The 24,871-nt window shown below is 64.0% G+C and carries 24 protein-coding genes; 13 read left to right on the forward strand and 11 right to left on the reverse strand.

Translation table 11 applies throughout. The annotated features are described in order from the left end of the window. Positions 1-162: 162 nt before the first annotated feature. From C7A17_RS05260 to pgi, 5 genes are all read left to right on the forward strand, one after another. The gene (locus tag C7A17_RS05260) at positions 163-1,560 is read left to right on the forward strand and encodes a polynucleotide adenylyltransferase PcnB (protein WP_106737025.1); all 1,398 of its coding nucleotides are present in this window, start codon (positions 163-165) and stop codon (positions 1,558-1,560) included. Next, a complete protein-coding gene (gene folK / locus C7A17_RS05265) occupies positions 1,557-2,045 on the forward strand; it encodes a 2-amino-4-hydroxy-6-hydroxymethyldihydropteridine diphosphokinase (RefSeq protein WP_106737026.1) in 489 nt (162 codons plus the stop codon). Before C7A17_RS05260 ends, folK begins: the two co-directional genes overlap by 4 nt. Before the next feature lie 268 nt (positions 2,046-2,313). After that, complete coding sequence (panB, locus tag C7A17_RS05270) at positions 2,314-3,114, forward strand: 3-methyl-2-oxobutanoate hydroxymethyltransferase (RefSeq protein ID WP_106737027.1); 801 nt, start codon at positions 2,314-2,316, stop codon at positions 3,112-3,114. Continuing rightward, positions 3,111-3,968, forward strand: a complete 858-nt coding sequence (gene panC / locus C7A17_RS05275; protein ID WP_106737028.1) for a pantoate--beta-alanine ligase — start codon at positions 3,111-3,113, stop codon at positions 3,966-3,968. The genes panB and panC overlap by 4 nt, the downstream gene beginning before the upstream one ends. Positions 3,969-4,047: 79 nt before the next feature. Further along, positions 4,048-5,712 (forward strand): glucose-6-phosphate isomerase, encoded by a 1,665-nt coding sequence (gene pgi, locus C7A17_RS05280; RefSeq protein WP_106737029.1) that lies wholly within the window; start codon positions 4,048-4,050, stop codon positions 5,710-5,712. A 29-nt stretch (positions 5,713-5,741) separates the two neighbouring features. Here pgi and C7A17_RS27050 read toward each other — a convergent pair whose 3' ends face one another. Then, positions 5,742-6,056, reverse strand: coding sequence for a helix-turn-helix domain-containing protein (locus C7A17_RS27050; protein WP_234035888.1), 315 nt, complete (start codon positions 6,054-6,056; stop codon positions 5,742-5,744). A 250-nt stretch (positions 6,057-6,306) separates the two neighbouring features. On the opposite strand from C7A17_RS27050, the gene acs reads away from it, so the two are divergent. The 4 genes from acs to C7A17_RS05310 all read left to right on the forward strand — a co-directional run bounded on the left by acs (position 6,307) and on the right by C7A17_RS05310 (position 11,653). After that, on the forward strand, positions 6,307-8,244 hold the full coding sequence (acs, locus tag C7A17_RS05295) for an acetate--CoA ligase (RefSeq protein ID WP_106737030.1): 1,938 nt from the start codon (positions 6,307-6,309) through the stop codon (positions 8,242-8,244). A 70-nt stretch (positions 8,245-8,314) separates the two neighbouring features. Continuing rightward, a complete protein-coding gene (locus C7A17_RS05300) occupies positions 8,315-9,178 on the forward strand; it encodes an oxygenase MpaB family protein (RefSeq protein WP_106737031.1) in 864 nt (287 codons plus the stop codon). 155 nt (positions 9,179-9,333) lie between these two features. After that, entirely contained in the window at positions 9,334-10,515 is a 1,182-nt protein-coding gene (locus C7A17_RS05305; RefSeq protein WP_106742754.1) for an acetyl-CoA C-acetyltransferase, read from the forward strand. A 190-nt stretch (positions 10,516-10,705) separates the two neighbouring features. Continuing rightward, positions 10,706-11,653, forward strand: a complete 948-nt coding sequence (locus C7A17_RS05310) for an adenosine deaminase (RefSeq protein WP_106737032.1) — start codon at positions 10,706-10,708, stop codon at positions 11,651-11,653. A gap of 76 nt (positions 11,654-11,729) precedes the next feature. On the opposite strand, the gene C7A17_RS05315 is transcribed toward C7A17_RS05310, so the two are convergent. The 9 genes from C7A17_RS05315 to C7A17_RS05355 all read right to left on the reverse strand — a co-directional run bounded on the left by C7A17_RS05315 (position 11,730) and on the right by C7A17_RS05355 (position 20,992). Continuing rightward, positions 11,730-12,266: a cytochrome b/b6 domain-containing protein gene (locus C7A17_RS05315; protein WP_106737033.1), complete on the reverse strand. Its 537-nt coding sequence runs from the start codon at positions 12,264-12,266 to the stop codon at positions 11,730-11,732. Then, complete coding sequence (locus C7A17_RS05320; RefSeq protein ID WP_106737034.1) at positions 12,266-12,532, reverse strand: PepSY domain-containing protein; 267 nt, start codon at positions 12,530-12,532, stop codon at positions 12,266-12,268. The genes C7A17_RS05315 and C7A17_RS05320 overlap by 1 nt, the downstream gene beginning before the upstream one ends. Positions 12,533-12,716: 184 nt before the next feature. Then, a complete protein-coding gene (locus C7A17_RS05325; RefSeq protein WP_106737035.1) occupies positions 12,717-14,807 on the reverse strand; it encodes a TonB-dependent copper receptor in 2,091 nt (696 codons plus the stop codon). 62 nt (positions 14,808-14,869) lie between these two features. Further along, entirely contained in the window at positions 14,870-15,244 is a 375-nt protein-coding gene (locus C7A17_RS05330) for a DUF2946 domain-containing protein (RefSeq protein WP_106737036.1), read from the reverse strand. Further along, positions 15,244-15,738 carry a copper chaperone PCu(A)C gene (locus C7A17_RS05335; protein WP_106737037.1) on the reverse strand — a complete coding sequence of 165 codons (495 nt, stop codon included), beginning with the start codon at positions 15,736-15,738 and terminating at the stop codon, positions 15,244-15,246. The genes C7A17_RS05330 and C7A17_RS05335 overlap by 1 nt, the downstream gene beginning before the upstream one ends. Positions 15,739-15,847: 109 nt before the next feature. After that, complete coding sequence (locus C7A17_RS05340; protein ID WP_234035928.1) at positions 15,848-17,341, reverse strand: PepSY domain-containing protein; 1,494 nt, start codon at positions 17,339-17,341, stop codon at positions 15,848-15,850. A 5-nt stretch (positions 17,342-17,346) separates the two neighbouring features. Then, positions 17,347-19,503: a TonB-dependent receptor gene (locus tag C7A17_RS05345; protein WP_106737039.1), complete on the reverse strand. Its 2,157-nt coding sequence runs from the start codon at positions 19,501-19,503 to the stop codon at positions 17,347-17,349. 73 nt (positions 19,504-19,576) lie between these two features. Then, on the reverse strand, positions 19,577-19,972 hold the full coding sequence (locus C7A17_RS05350; RefSeq protein WP_106737040.1) for a DUF2946 domain-containing protein: 396 nt from the start codon (positions 19,970-19,972) through the stop codon (positions 19,577-19,579). Positions 19,973-20,077: 105 nt separating this feature from the next. Then, positions 20,078-20,992, reverse strand: coding sequence for a LysR family transcriptional regulator (locus tag C7A17_RS05355; protein ID WP_106737041.1), 915 nt, complete (start codon positions 20,990-20,992; stop codon positions 20,078-20,080). A gap of 105 nt (positions 20,993-21,097) precedes the next feature. Between C7A17_RS05355 and C7A17_RS05360 the strand changes: the two genes are divergently transcribed. The 3 genes from C7A17_RS05360 (at position 21,098) to C7A17_RS05370 (ending at position 22,822) form a co-directional block, all read left to right on the forward strand. Next, positions 21,098-21,391, forward strand: a complete 294-nt coding sequence (locus tag C7A17_RS05360; RefSeq protein WP_106737042.1) for a putative quinol monooxygenase — start codon at positions 21,098-21,100, stop codon at positions 21,389-21,391. A 22-nt stretch (positions 21,392-21,413) separates the two neighbouring features. Next, the gene (locus tag C7A17_RS05365) at positions 21,414-22,430 is read left to right on the forward strand and encodes a zinc-binding alcohol dehydrogenase family protein (protein WP_106737043.1); all 1,017 of its coding nucleotides are present in this window, start codon (positions 21,414-21,416) and stop codon (positions 22,428-22,430) included. A 209-nt stretch (positions 22,431-22,639) separates the two neighbouring features. Continuing rightward, positions 22,640-22,822, forward strand: coding sequence for a hypothetical protein (locus C7A17_RS05370; protein ID WP_106737044.1), 183 nt, complete (start codon positions 22,640-22,642; stop codon positions 22,820-22,822). Positions 22,823-22,893: 71 nt separating this feature from the next. On the opposite strand, the gene C7A17_RS05375 is transcribed toward C7A17_RS05370, so the two are convergent. Further along, positions 22,894-23,532: a TetR family transcriptional regulator gene (locus tag C7A17_RS05375; protein WP_106737045.1), complete on the reverse strand. Its 639-nt coding sequence runs from the start codon at positions 23,530-23,532 to the stop codon at positions 22,894-22,896. 180 nt (positions 23,533-23,712) lie between these two features. Here C7A17_RS05375 and C7A17_RS05380 point away from each other — a divergent pair, with 180 nt between their 5' ends. Beyond that, positions 23,713-24,861, forward strand: a complete 1,149-nt coding sequence (locus tag C7A17_RS05380) for an efflux RND transporter periplasmic adaptor subunit (RefSeq protein WP_106737046.1) — start codon at positions 23,713-23,715, stop codon at positions 24,859-24,861. The last annotated feature ends 10 nt before the right edge of the window (positions 24,862-24,871 follow it).

The following is a 24,871-nucleotide window of genomic DNA, read 5'->3' on the forward strand; positions in this document are numbered from 1 at the left end:
CTACACGATGCTAGAATCCGCAGCAATCATGCGGTCATCGTTTCGCATGCCGTTGAAAAAATCATTGCCGAGGCGAGCTGCTTTTAGCGCTACGACGCCCGTGCCGGTAGTTTTTCAACAGCATGCGGGGCTGACCGACCACTACTCCAAACAGTGCATCCCATGCTGAAAAAGCTGTTCAAGTCTTTCCGCTCACCTCTGCGCCGCGCCGCTCGTCCACGCAGCACCCCTGAAGTGCTGGGCAGTCGACAACATCCGCTCAATCGTAACGAGATCAGCCGCCACGCCATCAGTGTGGTCGAACGCCTGCAGAAAGCCGGTTATCAGGCCTACCTGGTCGGCGGCTGCGTGCGCGACCTGCTGCTGGATATCGATCCGAAGGATTTCGACGTCGCCACCAGCGCTACCCCCGAGCAAGTGCGCGCCGAGTTCCGTAATGCACGAGTGATCGGTCGCCGCTTCAAGCTGGTTCACGTGCACTTCGGTCGCGAGATCATCGAAGTCGCCACCTTCCGCGCCAATCATCCACAGGGTGAGGAAGAGGAAAACAGCAACCTGGCCGCGCGCAACGAAAGTGGTCGTATCCTGCGCGATAACGTCTACGGCACCCTGGAAGACGACGCCCAGCGCCGTGACTTCACCATCAATGCGCTGTATTACGACCCGACTCAGGAGCACATTCTCGATTACGCCCGCGGCATGCATGACGTGCGTAACCACCTGGTGCGACTGATCGGCGACCCCGAGCAGCGTTATCTGGAAGATCCGGTGCGCATGCTCCGGGCAGTGCGTTTCGCCGCCAAGCTCGATTTCGATATCGAGAAGCACAGCGCCGAACCGATACGCCGCCTGGCACCGATGTTGCGCGACATACCCTCGGCGCGTCTGTTCGACGAAGTACTCAAGCTGTTTCTCACCGGTTACGCCGAGTACACCTTCGATCTGCTGCTCGAACATGACCTGTTCGCGCAACTGTTCCCGGCCAGCGGTGAAGCGCTCAAGCGCAATCCCGAGTACACCGAGAAGCTGATCCGTCAGGCGCTGATCAACACCGATGATCGCGTCCATGAGGGCAAGTCGGTCACCCCCGCCTTCCTCTTCGCGGCCATGCTCTGGCCAGCCCTTCCGGCCCGCGTGCTGCACTTGCAGGGCAAGGGCATGCCACCGATCCCCGCCATGCAGGAAGCCGCTCACGAGTTGATCACCGAGCAGTGCCAGCGCATCGCCGTGCCCAAGCGCTTCACCATCCCGATCCGCGAGATCTGGGATATGCAGGAGCGCCTGCCAAGACGCAGTGGCAAACGCGCCGACCTGCTGCTGGAGAACCCACGCTTCCGCGCCGGTTACGACTTCCTTCTGCTGCGCGAACTGGCCGGCGAAGACACCGGCGGCCTGGGCGAGTGGTGGACCGAGTACCAGGATGCCAATGACAGCCAGCGCCGGCAGATGATCCGCGATTTGGCCGGCAAGCCCGAGGCCGCGGGCAACGCCCCACGCAAACGCCGGCGCAACAACAATCGGCGCAAGCGCAGTGACGACGGCAGCACCGCCGCAGAATGATGGAACGGGTTTACATCGGCCTGGGCAGTAACCTGGAAACGCCCCGTCAGCAGTTGCAGGAAGCTCTCGGCGCTCTTGCCCGTCTGCCGCACAGCCAGCTGGCAGGCCGTTCCTCGTTATACGCCAGTGACCCGCTGGGCCCAGCGGATCAACCGCGCTACGTCAACGCCGTGGCAGCGCTGGATACCGAACTGGAGCCCTGGCAGTTGCTCGATGCCCTGCAACGCATCGAGCAGGAGCAGGGCCGCGTACGCAAGGCCGAACGTTGGGGACCGCGCACTCTGGATCTGGACATTCTGCTGTTCGGCAAGCGGGTGATTTCCGATGAGCGCCTGACCGTACCGCACTACCATATGCACGCTCGCCCTTTCGTACTCTACCCACTGGCTGAACTCGACCCCGAGCTGGAGCTGCCAGATGGACGCCACCTGTGCGAACTACTGGCCGCCTGCCCGTTCACCGGGCTGGAGCGTCTGCCCGAGTGACCCTGCGCTGTTGCGTGGCCCAGCTTCCGGGCAACACCCCCCTGCGTAACGCCTGGCGCCATGGCGCAGCCGCTCTAGCCTGAAGCCTGGCCGCCCACATTGGCGGTAACGCCAGTAACAGAGCGGTAACACCCGCAATTGACTTCAAGCCCCCCCATCAGGACTATAGGCGTCCCGTCGCCCAGCGCCGGGCGCACCTTTATGCCAATCCAGGCCGGATTGCAGCCAGATAGAAGCCGTACACCGAGCCTGAGCGAGGATCCTTGAAATGCCTGACGTTACCCTGACCACCCTGCAAAGCCTGAAGCAGAACGGTGAAAAGATCGCCATGCTGACCGCTTATGACGCCACCTTCGCCCAAGCCTGCTGCCAGGCCGGTGCCGAGGTGCTACTGGTCGGCGACTCCCTGGGCATGGTGCTACAGGGCCACGACAGTACCTTGCCGGTCAGCGTCGATGAGATGGCCTACCACACCGCCAGCGTCAAACGCGGTAACCAGGGCGCGCTGATCATCAGCGACCTGCCGTTCATGGCCTATGCCACCACCGAACAGACTCTGCTCAATAGCGCCAAGCTGATGCAGGCCGGTGCGCACATGGTCAAACTGGAAGGTGCCGGCTGGCTGGCCGAGCCGATCCGCCTGCTGGCTGAACGCGGTGTGCCGGTCTGCGCCCACCTCGGCCTCACGCCACAAGCCGTGAACATCCTTGGCGGCTACAAGGTACAGGGCCGCCAGGAAGCGCAGGCCCGCCAGATGCGCGCTGATGCCATGGCGCTGGAGCAGGCCGGTGCAGCCATGCTGCTGCTCGAATGCGTGCCCAGCGAGCTGGCTGCCGAGATCGCTCAGGCGGTGAAGATTCCGGTTATCGGTATCGGCGCCGGCCCAGGCACCGATGGCCAGGTGCTGGTGCTGCACGACATGCTCGGCCTGTCGCTCTCGGGCCGCGTCGCCAAGTTCGTACGCAACTTCATGATCGGTGCGGACAGCATTCAGGGCGCCCTGAGCGCTTACGTGAAAGCGGTCAAGGATGGCAGCTTCCCCGCTGCCGAACACGGTTTCTCGGCATGAACACGGTCAAGACCCTGCGCGAGCTGCGCGCCGCAGTGGCCCAGGCACGCGCCGAGGGCAAGCAGATCGGTTTCGTACCGACCATGGGTAACCTGCACGCCGGTCACGTTTCCCTGGTCGAGATCGCATCACAACGCGCCGACTTCGTGGTTGCCAGCATCTTCGTCAACCCGCTGCAGTTCGGTGCTGGTGAGGATCTCGACAACTATCCGCGCACTCTGGCTGCTGACCAGGAGAAGCTCTTCGCCGCGGGTTGCCACCTGCTGTTCCACCCGGACGTCGCGGAAATGTATCCGCACGGCATGGACAGTCAGACGCGCGTCACCGTACAGGGTGTGTCCGAAGGGCTGTGCGGCGCCAGCCGCCCTGGCCATTTCGAGGGTGTGGCCACGGTCGTCACCAAGCTGTTTCACATGGTGCAGCCGGATCTGGCCGTGTTCGGCGAAAAGGACTACCAGCAACTGGCGGTGATTCGCACGCTGGTGCGCGACCTGAACATGCCGATCCAGATCATCGGCGCGCCCACTCAGCGCGCCGAGGACGGCCTGGCGCTGTCTTCGCGCAACGGTTACCTCAGCGCCGAGCAGCGCGCCACCGCGCCCGTGCTCTACCGCGGCTTGCAGGGTATCGCTGACGAACTGAAACGCGGCGCGCGCGATTACGCCAGATTGATCGAGAACGCCCAGGCGCAGCAACGCGAAGCCGGCTTCGTCCCCGACTACCTGGAAATCCGCAATGCCATCAGCCTGCGTCCGGCGGCCATCGACGATCGCCACCTGGTGGTGCTGACCGCAGCACAGCTGGGGAAAACCCGCCTGATCGACAATCTGGTCGTTGAACTGCCTGGCCAGTAGCAGCGTCCAAACACGGACGGTTACACTCTTAGGCCCGGGTCACCCCCGGGCCTTTTGCTTTCGCGGATCAGGAGCTCCGATGGCCTACTACCAGCAGCCTCACGACGTCACCACCCTGCCCGCCTGGCAGGCCCTGCGCCAGCATCGCCAAGCGATGGCCGGATTCAGCATGCGCGAGGCTTTCGCAGAGGACGCTACCCGCTTCCAAAGCTTCTCCCTGAACAGCTGCGGCCTGCTGCTGGACTACTCGAAAAACCTGATCAACGAAGACAGTCTGGCATTGCTGATCCAACTGGCCGAGCAAGCCGGTCTGCCGCAGTCCATCCATGCGTTGTACCAGGGGGAACAGGTCAACGCCTCGGAGCAACGCGCCGCGCTGCACACCGCCCTGCGCAGCCCGATCGGCCGCCGCCTGGTGGTCGATGGCGCCGACATCATTCCCGAAGTGCACCGCGTGCTGCATCAACTGACCGAGCTGGTCAGCCGCGTGCACAGCGGCCTCTGGCGTGGCTACAGCGAAAAGCCGATCAAGGAAGTGGTCAACATCGGCATCGGTGGCTCCTTCCTCGGCCCGCAACTGGTGTCCGAAGCGCTGCGCCCGTTCACTCAACGCGGTGTGCGCTGTCACTACCTGGCCAATATCGACGGCAGCGAATTCCGTGAGCTGACTGCGCGACTGGATCCGGAAACCACTCTGTTCATTGTCTCCAGCAAGTCCTTCGGCACCCTGGAAACCCTGAAGAACACCCTGGCCGCACGCGACTGGTACCTGGCCATGGGCGGCCCGGAAGAGGAGCTGCACCGCCACTTCATTGCCGTGACCAGCAACCGCAAGGCGGCCATCGAGTTCGGCATCCGCGAAGAGAACATCTTCCCGATGTGGGACTGGGTCGGCGGACGCTACTCGCTGTGGTCTGCCATCGGCCTGCCCATCGCCCTGGCCATCGGGGTATCCAACTTCAAGGAACTGCTGGCCGGCGCCTACGCCATGGATCAGCACTTCACCCAGGCTCCGCTGGCCCAGAACATGCCGGTACTGATGGCCCTGCTGGGCATCTGGTACACCAATTTCTGGGATTCGCAGAGCCACGCGATCCTGCCTTACGACCATTACCTGCGTAACTTCACCAAGCACCTGCAACAGCTGGACATGGAGTCCAACGGCAAGAGTGTGCGCCAGGACGGCAGCTCGCTGGACATAGCCACCGGCCCGGTGATCTGGGGCGGCGTCGGCTGCAACGGCCAGCACGCCTACCACCAGTTGCTGCACCAGGGCCGCCTGCTGGTACCGGCGGACTTCATCGTCCCGGTCAACAGTTACAACCCACTCTCGGATCATCACCAGTGGCTGTTCGCCAATTGCCTGTCGCAGGCCCAGGCGCTGATGCAGGGCAAGAGCCGCGAGGAAGCCGAAGCCGAATTGCGTGCCAAAGGCCTGCCGGAAGCCGAAGTGCAGCGCCTGGCGCCGCACAAGGTCATCCCCGGCAACCGCCCGAGCAACATCCTGGTGATGAACCGTATCGCCCCCTTCACCCTCGGCGCGCTAGTGGCGCTGTATGAGCACAAGGTGTTCGTGCAGAGCGCCATCTGGGGCATCAATGCCTTTGACCAGTGGGGGGTGGAGCTGGGCAAGGAAATGGGCAAGGAGGTTTACCAACGCCTGACCGGCCAGCTCGACAGCAGCGCTGCAGATGCCTCGACGCAGGGGCTGATCGAACACTTCCGCGCCCACCATCGCGGCTGATGGATATGGGGTGCGTCCAACGGCGCACCTCAACGACAGAAACGCTGGCGATACTCTCCAGGCGTCACACCCAGCGCCCGCGCAAAGGCCTGCCTGAGGTTGTACACATTGACGAAGCCACTGCGCTGCGCCACGCGCTTGAGCGACGCCTCACCCGCCTCCAGCGATTGACAGGCGCTTTCCAGGCGCAGGTGCAGCAGCAGCCGAGCCGGTGTCACCCCGGCATGGACGAAGTCAGCCTGGCCCTGCGGGTGGATGCTTGGGCGCGTACCTTTCGCACGGAGGTACAGGGTGTGGCCCATCACCCCGTATTCAGCGCCAGCGGACTGGAGTTCGTAGCGCAACGGACAGACGCCTCCGGGTTGCCAAGACTCCCGGGAAGCACGATGCCCGCCGGGCAGGCCCTCGACGAGGCACTCGTCGAAATCGCTACACGCTACGGTGCCTCGACCCGGAGCCTGGTCGCAGCACAACTGGAATATCGGCACAGCGAGCAGGCCCGGCAGCATCTCGACACGCACAAGCCTTGAACCAAGCACCTGCTTGGGTGCACCCTTGTGGCTGTTGCGGACAAACAATTACAAGGACCCCGCCATGTTCGAGATCACTCGCCATCCCGTGCCAGACGCGGTGCGCCAGCGCGCGCACCTGGATAACGACGCCTACCTGCGCCTCTACCAGCAGTCCATCGAGCAGCCCGAAACCTTCTGGGGCGAGCAGGCCAAGACCTTTCTGAACTGGTTCAAGCCCTGGGATCAGGTGCACAGCAGCGACCTGAAACAGGGCCGCGCCGAATGGTTCAAGGGTGGCCAGCTCAACGTCGCCTACAACTGCATCGACCGTCACCTGGAAAAGCGCGGCGAACAGATCGCCATCATCTGGGAAGGCGACAACCCCGCCGAATCCGCGCACATCACCTACAACAAGCTGCACCACAACGTCAGCCGCCTGGCCAACGTGCTGAAAAGCCGTGGCGTGAAGAAAGGCGATCGCGTGTGCATCTACATGCCGATGATCCCCGAAGCAGCCTACGCCATGCTCGCCTGCACACGCATCGGCGCCGTGCACTCGGTGGTGTTCGGCGGCTTCTCCCCGGACGCCCTGCGCGACCGCATCCTCGATGCCGACTGCCGCACCGTGATCACTGCCGACGAAGGCGTGCGCGGCGGCAAGTACATCCCGCTGAAGAACAACGTCGACAAGGCCCTGCAGAGCTGCCCGAACGTCTCCACCGTGGTGGTGGTCGAGCGCACGCAGGGCGATGTCGCCTGGGTCGAAGGTCGCGACCTCTGGTATCACCAGGCGCTCAAGGACGTCAGCGCGGACTGCCCAGCCGAGCCAATGGATGCCGAAGACCCGCTGTTCATCCTCTACACCTCGGGTTCTACCGGCAAACCCAAGGGCGTGCTGCACACCACCGGCGGTTACCTGCTCGGTGCCGCGATGACCCACAAGTACGTGTTCGACTACCACGAGGGCGACGTCTACTGGTGCACTGCCGATGTCGGCTGGGTCACCGGGCACAGCTACATCGTCTACGGCCCGCTGGCCAATGGCGCCATCTCGCTGATGTTCGAAGGCGTGCCCAACTACCCGGACGCCTCGCGCTTCTGGCAAGTGATCGACAAGCACCAGGTGAACATCTTCTACACCGCGCCGACCGCCCTGCGCGCGCTGATGCGTGAAGGCGAAGGCCCGGTCAAGGCCACTTCACGCAGCAGCCTGCGCCTGCTCGGTTCGGTGGGCGAGCCGATCAACCCGGAAGCCTGGGAGTGGTACTTCAACGTGGTTGGCGAACGCCGTTGCCCGATCGTCGATACCTGGTGGCAGACCGAGACCGGCTCCATCCTGATCACCCCGCTGCCCGGCGCCACCGACCTCAAGCCGGGCTCGGCTACCCGCCCGTTCTTCGGCGTGCAACCAGTACTACTGGATGAACAGGGCAAGGAAATCGACGGCCCCGGCAGCGGCGTACTCGCGATCAAAGCGAGCTGGCCAAGCCAGATCCGCAGCGTCTATGGCGACCACCAGCGCATGATCGACACCTACTTCAAGCCCTACCCCGGCTACTACTTCACCGGCGACGGCGCACGCCGCGACGAGGACGGCTACTACTGGATCACCGGCCGCGTGGACGATGTGATCAACGTCTCCGGCCACCGTATCGGCACCGCCGAGGTGGAAAGCGCGCTGGTGCTGCACGACGCCGTCGCAGAGGCAGCGGTGGTCGGCTACCCTCACGACCTCAAGGGCCAGGGTATCTACGCCTACGTCACCCTGATGAAAGGCCAGGAGCCCTCGGACGAGCTGAAGAAAGAATTGCTCACCCTCGTAGGCAAGGAGATCGGCAGTTTCGCCAAGCCGGAACTGATGCAATGGGCGCCCGGCCTGCCCAAGACCCGCTCGGGCAAGATCATGCGGCGCATCCTGCGCAAGATCGCCTGTAACGAGTTGGAGAACATGGGCGACACCTCCACCCTGGCCGACCCCAGCGTGGTCGACAGCCTGATCGAACAGCGCCTCAACCGCTGAGCCTCGCGCCCGGCCCGAAAGGGCCGGGCTCATCTTGTCTTGCGTCAGCCAAGCGCCGAAACTGCGCGCCATGGAAACCTTACGCAGACAAATCGAAAAACAGGTACACAGCCTCACTGGCGCCTCGCTCGGTGTGCTCGACCTCGACCAGCCGCGTGGCGACGCTGGCCTGTTCGGCCCCGAATCGATGGTGTGGGAGGTGCATGCCGATTTCACCTCGATGATGGTGGGCGGCGTTTCCGCCCTGCTCCTGCAGATGCTGCACCCGCTGGCACTAGCTGGCGTGTGGGATCACTCCACCTTTCGTCAGGACATGCTCGGCCGCCTGCGCCGCACCAGCCTGTTCATCGCCGGCACCACCTATGGCGGCGCACATGACGCCGAGCAGTTGCTCGAAAAGGTGCGCACCATTCACCTGCAAGTGGTCGGCCATGCCCCGGATGGCCGACCTTATGCCGCCAGCGATCCCGAATTGCTGACCTGGGTGCACGTTTCCGAGGTCAGCCAGTTTCTCGCCGGCTATCTGCGTTACGTCGACCCGCAACTGCCGGTTAGCGAGCAGGATCGCTACTACCGCGAAGTCGCCTTGATCGCCGAACGCCTGGGCGCGAAGAACGTGCCCAAGTCGCGTCAGGCAATCGAGGCATACCTTGAGCACATGCGCTCGCAGTTGCTTTGCGACGAGCGAACCCGTGAGGTGGTGCGGCTACTCTACGCCGCGCCCATGCCGAACATTCTGGCCAAACCCTTTGGCAGCCTGGTGATGCAGGCGGGTGTCGACCTGCTGCCAGACTGGGCCAGCGACCTGCTCGGCGAACACCAGGCTGCCTGGCGCCGCCCACTGATTCGCAGCAGCGTGCAGCGCACCGCCACCCTGCTGCGCTGGGCAATCCGCAACAGCGCCGCGCAACGGGCTCGCCGTCGACTGGCTTAGGCAGTATGTGGCGGGTTGCACCCGCCCTACGCGCGACGCGACGCTACGCCCCTGACCGCCATGCTCACCACATGACGTGGCTGGCCGGTCACATTTGGCTATGCGACCATCGAGGCCTTTCCGGTCACTGTCTGAACCGAGTCGAGGACATGTACATGCAAGACGTCGTCATCGTTGCCGCCACCCGCACCGCCATCGGCAGCTTCCAGGGCAGCCTGGCCGACATCCCCGCGCCGGAACTCGGCGCCATCGTCATCAAGCGCCTGCTGGAACAGACCGGTATCGACGGCGCCCTGGTCGATGAAGTGATCCTCGGCCAGGTGCTTACCGCAGGCAGTGGTCAGAACCCCGCACGCCAGGCCGTGATCCGCGCCGGCCTGCCGCATGCCGTACCGGCCATGACCCTGAACAAGGTCTGCGGCTCGGGCCTCAAGGCTCTGCACCTGGCTGCCCAGGCCATCCGCTGCGGCGATGCCGAGGTGATCATCGCTGGCGGCATGGAGAACATGAGCCTGTCGCCCTACGTGCTGCCCAAGGCACGCACCGGCCTGCGCATGGGCCATGCTCAGATGCTCGACAGCATGATCGTCGACGGCCTGTGGGATGCCTTCAACGACTACCACATGGGCATCACCGCCGAGAACCTAGTGGAAAAGTATGGGATTTCCCGCGAAGCCCAGGACGCCTTCGCCGCCGCCTCGCAGCAAAAGGCCGTGGCCGCCATCGAGGCCGGTCGTTTCGATGCCGAGATCACCCCGGTGCTGATCCCGCAGCGCAAGGGCGATCCCGTCGCCTTCGCCCGTGACGAGCAACCGCGTGCCGGCACCACCGCCGAATCCCTGGCCAAACTGAAGCCGGCGTTCAAGAAGGACGGCAGCGTCACCGCCGGCAACGCTTCCAGCCTCAACGACGGCGCCGCTGCCGTGCTGCTGATGAGCGCAGCCAAGGCCCAGGCGCTGGGCCTGCCGGTGCTGGCGAAGATCGCCGGTTACGCCAATGCCGGCGTCGACCCGGCGATCATGGGCATCGGCCCGGTCTCGGCCACCCGCCGCTGTCTGGAGAAAGCCGGCTGGAGCCTGGCCGATCTGGATCTGATCGAAGCCAACGAGGCTTTCGCCGCTCAAGCGCTGTCGGTCGGCCAGGAACTGGGCTGGGACGCCGACAAGGTCAACGTCAACGGCGGCGCCATCGCCCTCGGCCACCCCATCGGTGCCTCGGGCTGCCGCGTGCTGGTCAGCCTGCTGCACGAGATGATTCGTCGTGATGCCAAGAAGGGCCTGGCCACCCTGTGCATCGGCGGCGGCCAGGGCGTCGCGCTGGCCATCGAGCGCGAGTAAGGCGCAAGAAACCGTAGGGCGGGTTACACCCGCCCTACGGTTCCCCTGCCGTTGCCCGTTCGCGACCACCACGTTGTAAAGCCTAGCGAGCTAGAGCAATGCAAGGCAGAAGCCGTGCTGACGAAACAGCAGATTCCTGTCTCAACGGTTAGACTTTGCATCAACCGAAGTCTGATAACGAGAAATCACCATGCCCGAATGGCTCAACGCCCTGCCCAAGGCTGAACTGCACCTACACCTGGAGGGCTCCCTGGAGCCCGAATTGCTGTTTGCCCTGGCCGAACGCAACCAGATCGCCCTGCCCTGGGCCGATGTCGAAACCCTGCGCGCCGCCTACGCCTTCAACAATCTGCAGGAATTTCTCGACCTGTATTACGCCGGCGCCAACGTGCTGCACAGCGAGCAGGACTTCTATGACCTGACCTGGGCTTACCTGCAACGCTGCAAGGCGCAGAACGTCATTCATGTCGAGCCCTTCTTCGACCCGCAGACCCATACCGACCGCGGCATTCCCTTCGAGGTGGTGCTGCGCGGCATCCAGCAGGCGCTGGTCGATGGCGAGAAGCAACTGGGCATCAGCCATGGGCTGATCCTCAGTTTCCTGCGTCACCTGCCCGAGGAAGAAGCGTTCAAGACCCTGGAGCAGGCCATGCCGTTCCGCGATGCCTTCATCGGCGTCGGTCTCGACAGTTCGGAGAAAGGCTTTCCGCCACGGCTGTTCGAGCACGTGTTCGCCAAGGCGCGCAGCGAAGGCTTGCATGCGGTCGCCCATGCTGGTGAGGAAGGCCCGCCCGAGTACATCTGGGAGGCGCTGGATCTGCTCAAGATCAAGCGCATCGACCATGGCGTACGCGCCATCGAGGACGAGCGGCTGATGCAACGCATCATCGACGAGCAGATTCCGCTGACCGTCTGTCCGCTGTCCAACATCAGGCTCTGCGTGTTCGAGCACATGGGTCAGCACAACATCCTCGAGATGCTCGAGCGTGGTGTGAAGGTGACGGTGAACTCGGACGATCCGGCCTATTTCGGCGGCTACGTCGGCGAGAACTTCGCCGCCCTGCACGAGCACCTCGGCATGACCGAAGCACAGGCCAAGCGCCTGGCGCAGAACAGCCTCGACGCGCGCCTGGCCTGAGCAAGGCTCATCGCGGCTAAAGCCCCTCCCACAGAGCGTGGGTACTGTGGGAGGGGCTTCAGCCGCGACTGTACACTCAGTGCTCCTGCAACTTGCGCCGCTTGCCAGTCACCATCGACAGCGGCAGGTTCTCGCGCAGCCGATAGCTCTCGACCAAGGCCGCGGCGATATGCAGGCCGACCAGCGCCATCAAGCCGTTGGCACAGAGTTCGTGGATCTCCAGCGGTAAATCCGCGCCCCAGAAATAATCGACCTCCTCCATCAGAAAGCCGGTCACCCCCAGGCCAAGCATCAGCAGCATCATCAGGATCATCACCAATGCGCCCAACGGCGAATGCCCCAGGCGGTGATACGGCTGCCCGGAAATCAGCGCGCGCAGGTGTTCGCTCAAACGGGCACGGCTCGGCCAGAAATCCGCCCAGCGCGCCGCCGGCGTACCGACGAAACCCCACAGCAGGCGAACCACCAGCCAGGCCACGGCGTAGTAACCGAACCAGCGGTGCCAGCTCTCACCTTCTTCGGTGAAGAAGTAATTGGCCAGAAAAGCGCCGGCCAGGGACCAGTGGAACAGGCGCACCACTGGATCCCACAGACGCACGGTCGCGGCGCTCATCAGCTTTCCACGTTGCTCTTGACGGCATCACCACTGACCGGGTCGAAGTAGATCTCGACCTTCTTGCCTTCCTTGTTGAAACCGTAGATTTCGTAGCAGTTGCCACCGGTGACCTTGAACTTCTTGATCTCGTAGCCCTGAGCCTTGAGATCGGCCTGGAACTTGTCCTGATCCTGCCACTGCGACTTGTCGGCGGTGGTGCATTGGGTGGCTGCAAAGGTCAGCGGGCTAGCCAGAACCAGGGACAGCAGAAGCAGTTTGCGCATGATGTAGTCCTCTTCGGTGCAGGGAGGTGTGTCTGCGGTGACTACTCTCGCGGGTAAAGCTTAAGGCTGTATTAGCGCGCGCAAAATCGTAGTTCCCTCGCGCCGTTGGAGAGATGGTTAGGGCCGCCCCTCTCCCCCAGCCCCTCTCCCATGAATGGGAGAGGGGAGCAAAAACACCGAAGCTTTAGAAGTCGAAATCGACCTTGGCCCAGAAGGTACGCCCCGGCTCGTCGATGCGGGTCTCGGCCGGGAAGCCGAAACCGGCGTCGCCGGCAAGGTTGAGGTGCTCGGCGTAGTTCTTGTCGAGCAGGTTATCCACACCGGCGCTGAGCTTGACCTGCTGGCTGAGGCGGTAGGCGCTATTGAGCGAAAGCACGCCGAAGCCGGCGCTATCGCCGAAGTCCTGCCCGACGACGTTGCCGCGCCCTTCGGCGATACGACCCTGGCCGTCGACCACACGCCACAAGGCGCCGACGCTCCAGTCGTCGCGCTGGTAGGTCAGCCCCAGGCGCGCTTCCAGCGGCGGCATCTGCGGCAATGCCTCGCCATCGCTGCTGTTCTTGCCCCAGGCGTAGGCCAGCGTCGCGTCGGCCTTCCAGTTGGAATCGAGGACGTAAGCCACGCCCAGCTCGCCGCCCATGATGCGCGCGTCGACGTTGTCGGCCTGCGTGCTCATACCACGATAGTCGAACAGGATGTAGTCGCGGATCTGCCCGGCATAGGCCGAGGCCCAGGCCTGCAGCTTGTCGTCCTGATACTGGATGCCGATATCGAGCTGGGTGGTCTTCTCTGGCTCGATGCCGTCGAAGGCGTTGTCCGCACCAGCCGGGCCGTTGAGGCCGGCGGAGAACAGCTCCCAGTAATCCGGGAAGCGCTGCACATGGCCGATGCCGGCATAGACGGTGGTCGGCGAGCCGGACAGATCGTGCTCGTAGCGCACGAAACCACTGGGCAGGGTCTCGGCACGAGTCTCGCCCGCCGTCGGGTTGGGCGTCGACATGCCCATCATGTTAGTGAAGTTCTGCCGGGAGTCCTTGGCCGAGGCGCGATCCAGGCGTGCGCCGGAAATCAGCCGATCACGCTCGGCCAGGCTCCAGGTGGCTTCGGCGAACACACCGTAGTTATGCATCAGCGCGTCCTTGTCCCAGGGGAAGCGATCAGCGTCGACATAGGGCATGCCCATCATGCCGCCGCTGGAACTGCGCTGGCGGTGTTCGCTGCGCTGCGCATCGATGCCGGTGATCAGCTCGACGTCATCCCACTTCCAGGTCGCGGCCAGGCGTGCACCGAGGGTGCGACGGTCGACCTGCGCCGCCATCGGCCCGGCCATCATGCTGGTCGGATCGGGCACGCGCAGGCGGAAGTTGTCCATGATGTGGTCGGCGTAGTTGTAGTAGACCTTGGCCTCGACCTTATCCAGCACGCCGCCGAGGTTACTGCGCTCGATGCGCAGGCCGAGGCTTTCGCGCTTGAACTGGGTGCCATCCATGCCACGGCCGCCGTAGCGCGCTTCGCCATCGCCACGGCCGGCGCTGAGTTCGATCAGGGTATCGGCATCCGGCGTCCAGCCCAGGGCCACGTCGCCGTTCCACTTGTCCCAGCGCGAGGCGATGGTGTCGCCGTCACCGTTGTCGTAATCGTCCGAGTGCGAGCGGTTGCCCATGACCCGCAGGTAACCCTGCTCGCTGCCGACGGCACCATCCAGTACCTGATCGAAACGGCCATTGGAACCCGCCAGCACGCTGGCATGCAGGCGCGCGCCCAGCTCGCCGAAACGTTCCGGCTCACGCTCGAAACGCACCACGCCCGCCGAAGCGCCTGGTCCCCAGATCACCGTCTGCGGGCCCTTGGTCACGGTCAGCAGGTCATAGGTTTCCGGGGAGATGTAGGAACTGGGCGCGTCCATCCGCCCCGGGCAGGCGCCGATCATCTGCCCACCATCGGTGAGCAGTAGCAAGCGCGAGCCGAACAGGCCACGCAGCACCGGATCGCTGTTGCTGCCGCCGCTGCGGATCGCGGAAAAACCGGGAATGGTCTTGAGGTAGTCGGCTGCATCACTGGCCGGCACAGGCTGGCGCGCATCCTTGGGATCGGCCACCACGGTCAGCGGCGAGCTTTGCTGGATCGCCGTGATCACGCTGGGCGGCAGTTCGTGCACATGCTCCTCAGCGGCCTGCAGTGCAGTCATGGAACACAGGCCGCAGGCGACGGCCAGGGCGGACAACGGAAAACGCGAGCGCACGGAAGCGGCGCCCGAAACGAAGGAAACGGACATGCGGATACCTGAAAAGTCGATTTGCGAAGAGGCTTGGTAACGGCCTCGTGGGAATGCTGACTTCAGGTGCGCATGGGTGGTGCGCGTGATAGCGCATGAGGAAAGTGGGCACCCGCCAGCGGCTGCGCCGGTAACGCCAGGGCGGCGCCGCGAGACGACTCCCGTCGACTCGCGGCCATCGAGCCATTGTCGGCCAGCGCGGGGCATTGCGAGAGCAGCGAACAGTAGCCGCAGGCATCCACCTGCAACACAGGGTCGGTACTGCCCGTTGGGGCCGGCACGCTACCAGCCCCATCATGACAGCTGAGTTCGTTCAGCCAGCGCCAGTCAGCCGGCTCGGCACGCAGCTGCGACGCCAGTGGCGCCAGAACGATAAGGACGAACGCCAGCAGCCCAAGCTGGGCGGCAAGGGTTCGTCTGCGTGCCGTGAACATCATCAGTGCTTGTGCTTGCCTGCGTCATGACCGGCAGCATGGTCATGTCCCGCCGGCGCATCTTTCTGCACCGCGACTTCGACTTCGACCTTGCCCGCTTTCTCGAAGTCGAGGGTCAGCGGGAAGCGCTCACCGTCCTTGGCCTGCTGCTTCAGGTTGAACAGCATGACGTGGTAACCCATGGGCTCGAACTTCACCTCTCTGCCGGCGGGGATGGCCACATCCTGCACCTGCTGCATTTTCATCACGCCCCCCGCGTGCACATGTTCGTGCAGCTCGGCCTTGCCAGCCACCGGGGTGCTGACACCCAGCAAGCGATCGGCTTCGCTGCCCTTGTTATGGATGACGAAATAAGCGGCAGCGGTCGGCGCCACCGGCGGCATCTCGCGCGACCAGGGATGGTCGATATGCAGCTGGCCGGCCTCATACTCGTGGGCTTGAGCCAGCAGGGCCGGCAGCAACAGGGTCAGGCCAAGCAGGGTTTTCTTCAGACTCATGGTGAACCTCCTGGTTGTGAAACATCTCGGTGTATAGCCATTGGCAGGTCGATACACCACGGAAAAGGGCAACTCGCAAATACTGCGTCCGATGGGCGCAATGAACCACTCAAGATTCCAGCATCTTTTGCACGACCTCCTTGCGTCGCCGGCTGCGCCCACGGCGCAGGCGGCGCCAGCCCAGCACCGTGCCACTGAGACAGATCACCAGGCCGCCAAGGCTGAAGGCGATGATCAGCGCTTCGCGCAACAGCGGACGCTCCAGCAGCGGCGGCCAGTCCCAGCTATGCAGCAGGTTGAACAGCCAGCGGCCGACGCGCTGGCGCTGGTCATGCCGCGCGACCATCTCGCCGCTGGCGGGGTCGAGGTAGACCCAGGTCTGCTCCGGGTCATCGAAGCGCACCCGCAGCACCGGCAGCGGCCGGCTCTGAAAGCCGTACATGCTCTGCGCATCGCGGGCGTAGTAGTAAGCATCGAAGCGCTCCAGCCAGTCGCTTTGCAGCGCTGCATCCGGCGCCATGAGGCGGGCCGTATCGAGCAACTGCTCACGAGGCAACTGACGCAGCACGGTCTCACCGTGCAGTAGACGGCTCGCGCCACTCGCGTCGCGCGCCACCAGATAGGTGCGGCCATCCAGGCGGCGCCATTCCAGCTCGACCACCTCCAGTTCCGTGCGCAACCGTTGCAGCGCATGACTGACCGAGAGCGACACATCCGCCGCCCGCAGCGCGCCGCCTTGCATCAACGCGGTGTCGAGGCGTGAACGGCTGTCGGTGGTGCCCCAGGGCCGCATGGACATCAGGCCACTGAAGATCCACGCCACCAGTACGACGCCGAACAGCAGGCCGCCGACATGGTGCCAACGCAACCAGCCCCCCGAGTACGGGCTGCGGGAGCCGTTGCGATAGGGCCGGCGAAAACGCCAGCGCATCACGCCAACCACCATGCCCAGCAAGGCCATGGCCGTGCCCAGCAGGGACAGGCCGATCACCAGCACGCGCCAGCCATTGTCGAAGCCGAAACCACCACGCAGCGGATAGAGCCAGTGCAGCCAGGCGCCCAGCCAGTTCCAGCGCCGCTCCTGCTGGCTGGCGTCACGCACCACTTCGCCGGTTCTGCCGGATAGGTAGAGCCAGGTTCGCTCGGCATCGCCCAGCTCGACCAGATGCAACGGACGCTCGGCATCCAGTGCACGCGAGTGCGTCCAGACGTCCTCGTCGAACTGGCCGCGATAGCGCAGGGGCACGTCGCCGGCATATTGCCGGGCGCCAGCCAGCGCCCAGGTTTCGTCGGCACCTTCCAGTGGCTCACCGCTGCGCGCATCGAGGGTCACCCGGCGCCCGTCGGCCAACTCCAACAGATAGAACGGCCGGCCGCCCAGGCTGCTCAGGCGCAGCCGCTGCAACGGCAGCTGCGCCCACTGCGCCGGCACCTCGGCGCAACAGGTTGCGGGCAGCGCCGGCAGATGCCCGAGGCGTTCGCTGCTGGTCAGCTTGGGGTAACCGACATAGAGCATCACCACCCCGGAGACGAACCACAGCGCCATCAGCAGGCACAGGCCAATGCCCAGCCAGCGATGCCAGAGATACAGCTGTCGTTTCAGCATCATCAGTAACGCCACTGCACAGCCACTTCCAGGCTGCGCGGCTCACCCAGGTAATACTGGGTGTTGCTCTGGTGGATGAAGCGGGCGTAGGTCTCGTCGGTGAGGTTGCGCAACCGCGCGCTGAGCTCGGTGTGGGCATCCAGATCGTGCTTGAGGAACAGCCCGTAGACCGTGTACGACGGTACCCACATGGTGTTGGCGGTGTTGGCGTAGACCGAGGAGACGTAACGCGCATCGGCACCCACCTGCCAGTCCGGCGCGACGTCGTAGGTCAGCCAGAGGTTGGCCAAGCGCTCGGGGATGTTCACCGGGTTCCTGCCCTTGCGCGAGACCGCCACACCGCCGACGTTTTCGTTGAACTCGTCGTACTCGGCGCGTACCCACGCGACGTTACCGGCGGCCAACAACTGCGGAGTGACCTTGAACGAGGCCGCCAGTTCGACACCGGTGGAGGTCTGCTGCCCGGCTTGCTCGGTGGTATTGGGCGCAGAAGTCGACGGCACCGAGATGTTCTTGCGCACGATACGATAGGCCGCCGCCGTCGCCGAGCCGCGCCCATCGAGGAAGTCGAACTTGCTACCCACCTCGATCTGCCGGCCGGTACTCAGGTCAAAATCGGCAACCTGGGCGACCGAGGCGCTGGTCAGCGTGCCGCCGGGCGGCTCGGCCGAGGTGCTGTATTGGGTGTAGAGGCTGACGGCATCGGTGAGGTCATAAACCAGGCCGACGCGCCCGGTGAAGGCATCCCAACGGCGATCCAACTCCACGCGGGTCGCGTGCTCGACCACCTCGAAGTCGATGTGGTCGTAACGCAGCGCGGTGATCAGCGCCAGGCGCTCGGTCAGGCGGGTACGGTTCTCGACGAAGGCAGAAGAGGTATCGGTCCAGGTACTGCGGCCCTTGGTGCGCGGGGCATCCATGCCGGGGATGTCGAGAAACTCGCCTGGATCGAAACCGTTGGGGTCGACCGTGTCGAAGTTCGCCGAGATCGAAAGCGGGTAGTTGGTCTGCTGGTTACGGCTGTACTCCAGACCGAAGGCCCAATCGCTGGCCAGGCCGAACAGCTCGCCGGCGTGGGTCAGCTCGAAGCGGTCGCCATTGACCTCCTGATCATGCCGCTGCCGGTAGGCGGCAGAGCGTGTCACCAGGGTGTTGTCGGCGTTGTAGCGGTAGCGCTCGAGGTTGCGGTAATCGCGCTGGCCCTTGTAGTGATAGAAGGTGTTGCGCAGTTGGGTGGCGTCATCGAGACGGTAGTCGGTGATCGAACGCAACCAACGGGTGCGCTGCTCGTAACGGCCGTCCTCGACGTTGTAGTTGTTGAAGCGGTTGTGCTTGTCGATACGCAGCTTGCCACTCAGTGGCTGCAACACGGGCGAGCCCCAGTACGGGCTATCTTCCTGCTCTTCCAGATACTCGATGGCCAGGGTGTGGGAAAGCTGGTCGTTGATGTCGCTGAGCAGGGAAAAGGCCAGGTTGCCCGCCCCGTTCTCCTGGCGATCGATGTAGCCGTTGGTGTGGGTACGGCTGTAATCCAGGCGCGCGTAATGCCGTGGCCCGTCGCCCTCGTTGAGCGCCTGATTGACGCCGATGGCGGTTTCCCAGGTGTCGTAGCGCGAGTAGCTGACACGCCCTTCCAGGCTGTCCCGGTCACGGCTGGCCAGCTTGGTGATGTAGTTCAGACTGCCACCGACCGCACCGCTGCCATTGAGGAAGGAAGATGGCCCGCCAAGCAGTTCGACCCGCTCGTAGATCCAGGCGCCGACTGGGCGCGCCGAACCGCCGTACTGCAGGTTGATGCCATTGAACAGTTGGCCGATCTGCGCGCCATTGAAGCCGCGATAGGCCACGTAGCCACCCCAGCCGGGTGGTGCCGAGGCGTTCACGCCAGGCAAGGCATTGGCGGCATCCTGGAAGTTGCGCACGCCCAGACGCTCCATGGTCGCGCGGTCAGCCACGCTGACCGAGGCAGGGTTCTCACGAACGCTCAGATTGAGGCGCGAGCCGCTCTCGATGGTTTTATCCAGGTCGATGCCGGTGGCCTCGTCGGGCTTGGCGGCAACGGCGGATACGGTGCTGGCAGGCAGCGTCAGGGCGTCATCTTGCGCCCAGGCAAGGGAGGCGCTGCAAGCGAGCAGCGCCAGGATGGTCATGCGAAACATGTAAGGCTTCCAGGCTTTTTTTCGATAAGCCCGCACGTGACCTGGCGTCAAAGCCAGGTGGAACGGGCGACTTCTAGAGCGCAGGAAGCAGGAAGGGAGAAGCGCGGGGATTGGCGGGTGGCCAGCGATAGCGGGCAAGACGCGGGATGTGCAGCGTGAACAGCGGGCGTACACGCTCGGCAGCGAGCAAACCGAGAAGGCCGAAGAACGCCGCCAGGATGATCGCGCTGAACAGGCTGGCCAGGGCGCAGTTGGAACCGGTGGCCGGGTTCGGCGCGACGATGCCGGAACCGTCGAGGTCAGCACCGGCGCCGAAGTTGCCCTCGAAGGAACAGTACTGTCCGTCCAGGCCGCTGAGCTGCATGCCGGCCATCTGCCCGTGGCTGATCGCACAGACAAACGCACTGAACAGGATGCTGAAGTACAGCAACCAGGCAGTCAGCGAGCGGTCTTGGCGGGCCAGTTTCATGGGGCGCGACTCTAAACAGAGGATGGCGGCGCGACACTGCGGTACGTTGCCGCAGTCGTTCGATGCAGGAGTCTAGCAGAGGCTCAAGGCTTTACCGCATGGCGACTAATGCCATGGCGCGGCATCCAGCAGGCGCTGGCAACGCTGTTGCACGAACTCACGCAGCAGGTGCACCGCCTTGCTCAATTGGGCACGGTGGGCGCACACCAGATACAGCGGCGTCGGCTCACCCGACCACTCGGGCAGCAGTACCTGAAGTCGACCCTCGCAGACATCGTCGGCGACATCCAGCCAGGACTTGTACACCACGCCCTGCCCGGCCACCGCCCAGCGACGGGTGACATCGGCATCATCACAGATCCGATCCCCCCGGACGCTCAAGGCAATTTCGCGCTTGCCATCGTGAAAGCGCCAGCGGTCGTGCACACGGCCATGCAACATGTAGAGCAGGCAATTGTGGCGGGTGAGATCGTCCACGGTCTGCGGCGCCCCGTGCCGCGCGAGGTAAGCAGGCGAGGCGCAGAGCACCCGTCGATTGCTCTGCGCCACCGGCAGGGCCACCAGGCTGGAGTCCTCCGGAGCGCCGTAGCGCAGGGCGATGTCCACCGGCTCGCGAAACAGGTCGGCCACGCGGTCGGCCAACAGCAGGCGCAGTTGCAGTTGCGGATGCTCACTCTGGAATTCATCGAGCCAGGGCAGCAGCGTGTTGCGACCGAAATCCGAAGGCGCCGAAAGCTGCAAGGCACCGCGAATGCCTTCCTGACTGCCAACCAACTGCTGACGTCCCTCCTCCAGGCTCTGCAGCGCCAGGCGCGCGTGCACCAGATACAACTCGCCCTCGGGCGTCAGGCGCAGGCTGCGCGTCGAACGCGCCAGCAAGCGCACCTGCAGTTGCTGTTCCAGGCGCTTGAGTGCAGCGCTGGCCACGGCTGGTGAGACATCCAGCATCCGGGCGGCGGCGGAAAGACTGCCGGTTTCAGCGGTGCGTACGAAGAGCTGCAGGTCATCGAAACGCAGCATGGCGAACTCACTTTCAAAAAAATAGTGAAAGAGACTCTATATCCAGCTTCTTTTTCTTGCCATGCAAATAAACGAGCATGGATTCACCCCATGCAGGAGCCCGCCATGAGCCACCCACTGACCCTGATCGCCACCATTACCGCCCTGCCCGGCCAGAGTGCTGCCGTGACAGAAGGCCTGCGCCGCCTGGTCACTGCCAGCCGCGCCGAACCCGGCTGCCTGCAATACGACTTGCACCAGCACCAGGCGCGTCCCGAGCAGTTCGTGATGATCGAGCAATGGCGCGATGCCCAGGCATTGAACGAACACCGCAACACATCGCACTTCCAGCACTTCACCCATGCTTTCGGTGAACGCGTGACCGGGATCGATCTGCTCCCGCTGCAACGCATCGCCTGACCGACTGACCAGGAGCCCCGCAATGAAAGCCGTCGCCTATTACCAATCCCTGCCTGCCGACCACGCCGAAGCCCTGCAGGATCTACAACTGGCCGATCCGACACCGGGCCCGCACGATCTGCTGGTCATGGTGCGGGCTATTTCGGTGAACCCGGTCGACACCAAGATCCGTCGTGGCGTCACCCCGGAGAACGGCGCCGCCAAGGTACTCGGCTGGGATGCGGCCGGCATCGTCAAGGCGGTAGGCAGCGAGGTCAGCCTGTTCAAACCGGGCGACAAGGTTTTCTACGCCGGCGCCATCGACCGCGCCGGTGCCAACAGCGAGCTACATCTGGTCGATGAACGCATCGTCGGCCACATGCCGAAGAGCCTGTCATTCGCCGAGGCCGCCGCACTGCCGTTGACCGCCATCACCGCCTGGGAGCTGCTGTTCGAGCGCCTGCAGATCGCCGAAGGCTCGCATGACCAGGGCCAGAGCCTGCTGATCGTCGGCGCTGCCGGCGGCGTCGGCTCGATCCTGACTCAGTTGGCACGCCGCCTGACCGGACTGACGGTGATCGGTACCGCGTCGCGCCCGGAAACCCAGGCCTGGGTTCGCGAACTGGGTGCGCATCATGTGATCGATCACAACCAGCCGCTGAGCGAGGAGCTGGCACGTATCGGTATCGGCCAGGTCACCCACGTCGCCAGCCTGACGCAGACCGACCAGCACTTCACGCAACTGGTCGAGGCCCTGCAACCGCAGGGGCGCCTGGCACTGATCGACGACCCGGAACAACCGCTGGATATCATGCAACTCAAGCGCAAGAGCCTGTCGCTGCACTGGGAGCTGATGTTCACCCGCTCGCTGTACCAGACCGCGGACATGATCGAGCAGCACCGCCTGCTGGATCGGGTATCGGGGCTGGTCGACAGCGGTGTACTGAAGACGACCCTGGGCGAGCATTTCGGCCGTATCGATGCCGCCAACCTGCGCCGCGCCCATGCGCTGCTGGAAAGCGGCAAGGCGAAAGGCAAGATCGTGCTCGAAGGTTTTTGAGGCGCAATGGTGGGCTGCCCGAATGGGGTGGGCTGAAGCCCACCCTACGCCCGACCTGGTCACACGCTCTTCGCGGCATCGCTTATCGCAAAGCGTTCTTAACGCTGCCCACCCGTTTGACCCACGTCAGAAAAAGATCATGCAAGCGGACTATCCTGACTTTCCCAACCAGCGCCGACAACTCGTCGCAGCTCAAGGAGGTGGTCAGCATGAAGATTGTCGTCCAACCGCAAAAGCAAGGTGGCGAAAGCCTATGGCAAGTACGCCTGGATCAACATTGCGTAAGTTTCCGCAGTGAAGAAGAAGCCCGGCAATTCGTCGCCACACTGGAAGCGCGACTGCGAGCACCGCATCGCCTGCCGGAGCGAGCAGAACAACGACGCGCGAGCTGAGGCCCAGCCTTTACAGCCACGTCGTAGGGTGCGCGGCGCTCACCGGAAGCCCCTGGTGCGCATAGCGCACCCTACTCCCTAGCCTGGCGCAACGCCGTGCTGCTGCGCAGCATGTCCAGTACGGCATCGACCAAAGCTGGCGCCTGGGCGGCCAGATCGAAGTTGGGCACCAGCAGCCAGTTGGTTTCGATGCCCTCCATATAGGCATGCAGGCAGACAGCGGCGCGGGAGCAGTCGAGGTCGCTCGGTAGCTGCCCCTTGCTGACTGCATTGCCCAGCGCCTTGGCGATGCGCAGGTCGCAGTCGAGGCTAAGTTCCTGCATGCGTTCACGCAGGCCCAGCAGCTCGCCGGTGTATTCACATTTGTAACGCAGGATGTCGTGAATACGCCGACTCTGCGAATCCTGCGCCAGACGGGTCAGCGCCTTGACCAGCAATTCGCGCATGCAGCCGAGCGGATCCGGCTCATCCTCGCTCTCACTGGCACGCGCCAGTTCCTCCAGCGGCAGGCGCAGGCGATCGAGCATGGCCTGAAACAGGTCTATCTTGTTCTCGAAGTGCCAGTAAATGGCACCACGGCTAACGCCGGCCTCCTTGGCCACCTCTGCCAGAGAGGCGCGGGAAACACCCTGGGAATGAAACACCTGCTCGGCAGCATCGAGTATCTGCACGCGTGTTGCCTGGGCTTCCTCTTTGGTTCGTCTGGCCATGTAGCCCCCGTATGCGCGTTGCCTGTAACCCTCCCGTAAGGGAGACGGGGCGAGAGTATGAGGGCAGTTTTAGGCATTTACAAACATTCACGTACGTAAGTATATTCGGCCATCATTTTTTCCCCCTGCCTTAGTACCCTTCGCCCGTCGGGCTCAGATTCGATAAAACGAGGTTCTCAGATGCATTCGAAGCCAGCCTTCGCCGCCTTGGTTTCTGCCGTCGCCGTGGCGCTGCTCAGTCTCACCGGCTGCCAGGAGTCCAGCGCCCCACAGGCCCAACAAACACCGCAAGTCGGAGTGGTCACGCTTGAGGCCAAGCCCTTTACCCTGACCAGTGAAGTGCCGGGGCGCACCAGCGCCTATCGCATCGCCGAGGTTCGCCCGCAGGTCAATGGCATCATCCAGAAGCGCCTGTTCACCGAAGGTAGCGAGGTCAAGGCCGGTCAGCAGCTGTATCAGATCGACCCGGCGACTTATGAAGCCACCTTCAAGAGCGCCCAGGCCACACAGATCTCGACCAAGGCCCTGGCTGATCGCTACAAGCTGCTGGTCGCCGACAAGGCCGTCAGTCAGCAGGCTTACGACGAAGCCCGTGCCGCCGGCCTGCAAGCCGACGCGGCACTGGAGCAGGCACGTATCGATCTGCGCTACACCAAGGTGCTGGCGCCGATCAGCGGCCGCATCGGCCGCTCCGCCGTGACCGAGGGCGCACTGGTCAGCAACGGTCAGGCGAGCGCCATGGCCATCATCCAGCAGCTCGACCCGATCTACGTCGACGTCACCCAATCGAGCAAGGAGTTGCTGCGCCTGCGCCGCGATCTGGCCGAAGGCCGCTTGCAGAAAGCCGGCGACAGCGCCGCCAAGGTTGCGCTGAAACTGGAAGACGGTAGCCGTTACGCCCATGAAGGCACCCTGGAATTCTCCGAGGTCGCCGTGGACGAAGGCACCGGCTCGGTAACCCTGCGCGCCGTATTCCCCAATCCGGATCACCTGCTGCTGCCGGGCATGTTCGTACATGCCGAGCTGCTCTCCGGGGTCAAGCAGAACGCCATTCTCGCCCCGCAGCAGGGCGTGACGCGCAACCAGCGCGGCGAACCCACAGCAATGGTGGTCAATGCCGAGAACAAGGTTGAACTGCGCGTACTCAAGGCCGATCGCACCGCTGGCAGTGCCTGGCTGGTGGAAGACGGCCTGAACGAAGGCGACCGCCTGATCACCGAGGGCTTGCAGTTCGTGCAGCCTGGCGTCGAGGTCAAGGCCGTGCCGGCTGGCAACGTCAAGACCGAGCAGCCTGCTCAAGACGCCGAACCAGCCAACGGCCAGGACTAACGGAGAAGTA

Source organism: Pseudomonas mendocina (genome assembly GCF_003008615.1).
In the GTDB taxonomy this organism is placed as follows: domain Bacteria; phylum Pseudomonadota; class Gammaproteobacteria; order Pseudomonadales; family Pseudomonadaceae; genus Aquipseudomonas; species Aquipseudomonas mendocina_C.

Bases quoted from the DNA above. Each gene is read 5' to 3' on its own strand.
- C7A17_RS05260 (WP_106737025.1), top strand. From the start codon at position 163: ATGCTGAAAAAGCTGTTCAAGTCTTTCCGCTCACCTCTGCGCCGCGCC.
- folK (WP_106737026.1), top strand. From the start codon at position 1,557: ATGATGGAACGGGTTTACATCGGCCTGGGCAGTAACCTGGAAACGCCC.
- panB (WP_106737027.1), top strand. From the start codon at position 2,314: ATGCCTGACGTTACCCTGACCACCCTGCAAAGCCTGAAGCAGAACGGT.
- panC (WP_106737028.1), top strand. From the start codon at position 3,111: ATGAACACGGTCAAGACCCTGCGCGAGCTGCGCGCCGCAGTGGCCCAG.
- pgi (WP_106737029.1), top strand. From the start codon at position 4,048: ATGGCCTACTACCAGCAGCCTCACGACGTCACCACCCTGCCCGCCTGG.
- acs (WP_106737030.1), top strand. From the start codon at position 6,307: ATGTTCGAGATCACTCGCCATCCCGTGCCAGACGCGGTGCGCCAGCGC.
- C7A17_RS05300 (WP_106737031.1), top strand. From the start codon at position 8,315: ATGGAAACCTTACGCAGACAAATCGAAAAACAGGTACACAGCCTCACT.
- C7A17_RS05305 (WP_106742754.1), top strand. From the start codon at position 9,334: ATGCAAGACGTCGTCATCGTTGCCGCCACCCGCACCGCCATCGGCAGC.
- C7A17_RS05310 (WP_106737032.1), top strand. From the start codon at position 10,706: ATGCCCGAATGGCTCAACGCCCTGCCCAAGGCTGAACTGCACCTACAC.
- C7A17_RS05315 (WP_106737033.1), bottom strand. From the start codon at position 12,266: ATGAGCGCCGCGACCGTGCGTCTGTGGGATCCAGTGGTGCGCCTGTTC.
- C7A17_RS05320 (WP_106737034.1), bottom strand. From the start codon at position 12,532: ATGCGCAAACTGCTTCTGCTGTCCCTGGTTCTGGCTAGCCCGCTGACC.
- C7A17_RS05325 (WP_106737035.1), bottom strand. From the start codon at position 14,807: ATGTCCGTTTCCTTCGTTTCGGGCGCCGCTTCCGTGCGCTCGCGTTTT.
- C7A17_RS05330 (WP_106737036.1), bottom strand. From the start codon at position 15,244: ATGATGTTCACGGCACGCAGACGAACCCTTGCCGCCCAGCTTGGGCTG.
- C7A17_RS05335 (WP_106737037.1), bottom strand. From the start codon at position 15,738: ATGAGTCTGAAGAAAACCCTGCTTGGCCTGACCCTGTTGCTGCCGGCC.
- C7A17_RS05345 (WP_106737039.1), bottom strand. From the start codon at position 19,503: ATGTTTCGCATGACCATCCTGGCGCTGCTCGCTTGCAGCGCCTCCCTT.
- C7A17_RS05350 (WP_106737040.1), bottom strand. From the start codon at position 19,972: ATGAAACTGGCCCGCCAAGACCGCTCGCTGACTGCCTGGTTGCTGTAC.
- C7A17_RS05355 (WP_106737041.1), bottom strand. From the start codon at position 20,992: ATGCTGCGTTTCGATGACCTGCAGCTCTTCGTACGCACCGCTGAAACC.
- C7A17_RS05360 (WP_106737042.1), top strand. From the start codon at position 21,098: ATGAGCCACCCACTGACCCTGATCGCCACCATTACCGCCCTGCCCGGC.
- C7A17_RS05365 (WP_106737043.1), top strand. From the start codon at position 21,414: ATGAAAGCCGTCGCCTATTACCAATCCCTGCCTGCCGACCACGCCGAA.
- C7A17_RS05370 (WP_106737044.1), top strand. From the start codon at position 22,640: ATGAAGATTGTCGTCCAACCGCAAAAGCAAGGTGGCGAAAGCCTATGG.
- C7A17_RS05375 (WP_106737045.1), bottom strand. From the start codon at position 23,532: ATGGCCAGACGAACCAAAGAGGAAGCCCAGGCAACACGCGTGCAGATA.
- C7A17_RS05380 (WP_106737046.1), top strand. From the start codon at position 23,713: ATGCATTCGAAGCCAGCCTTCGCCGCCTTGGTTTCTGCCGTCGCCGTG.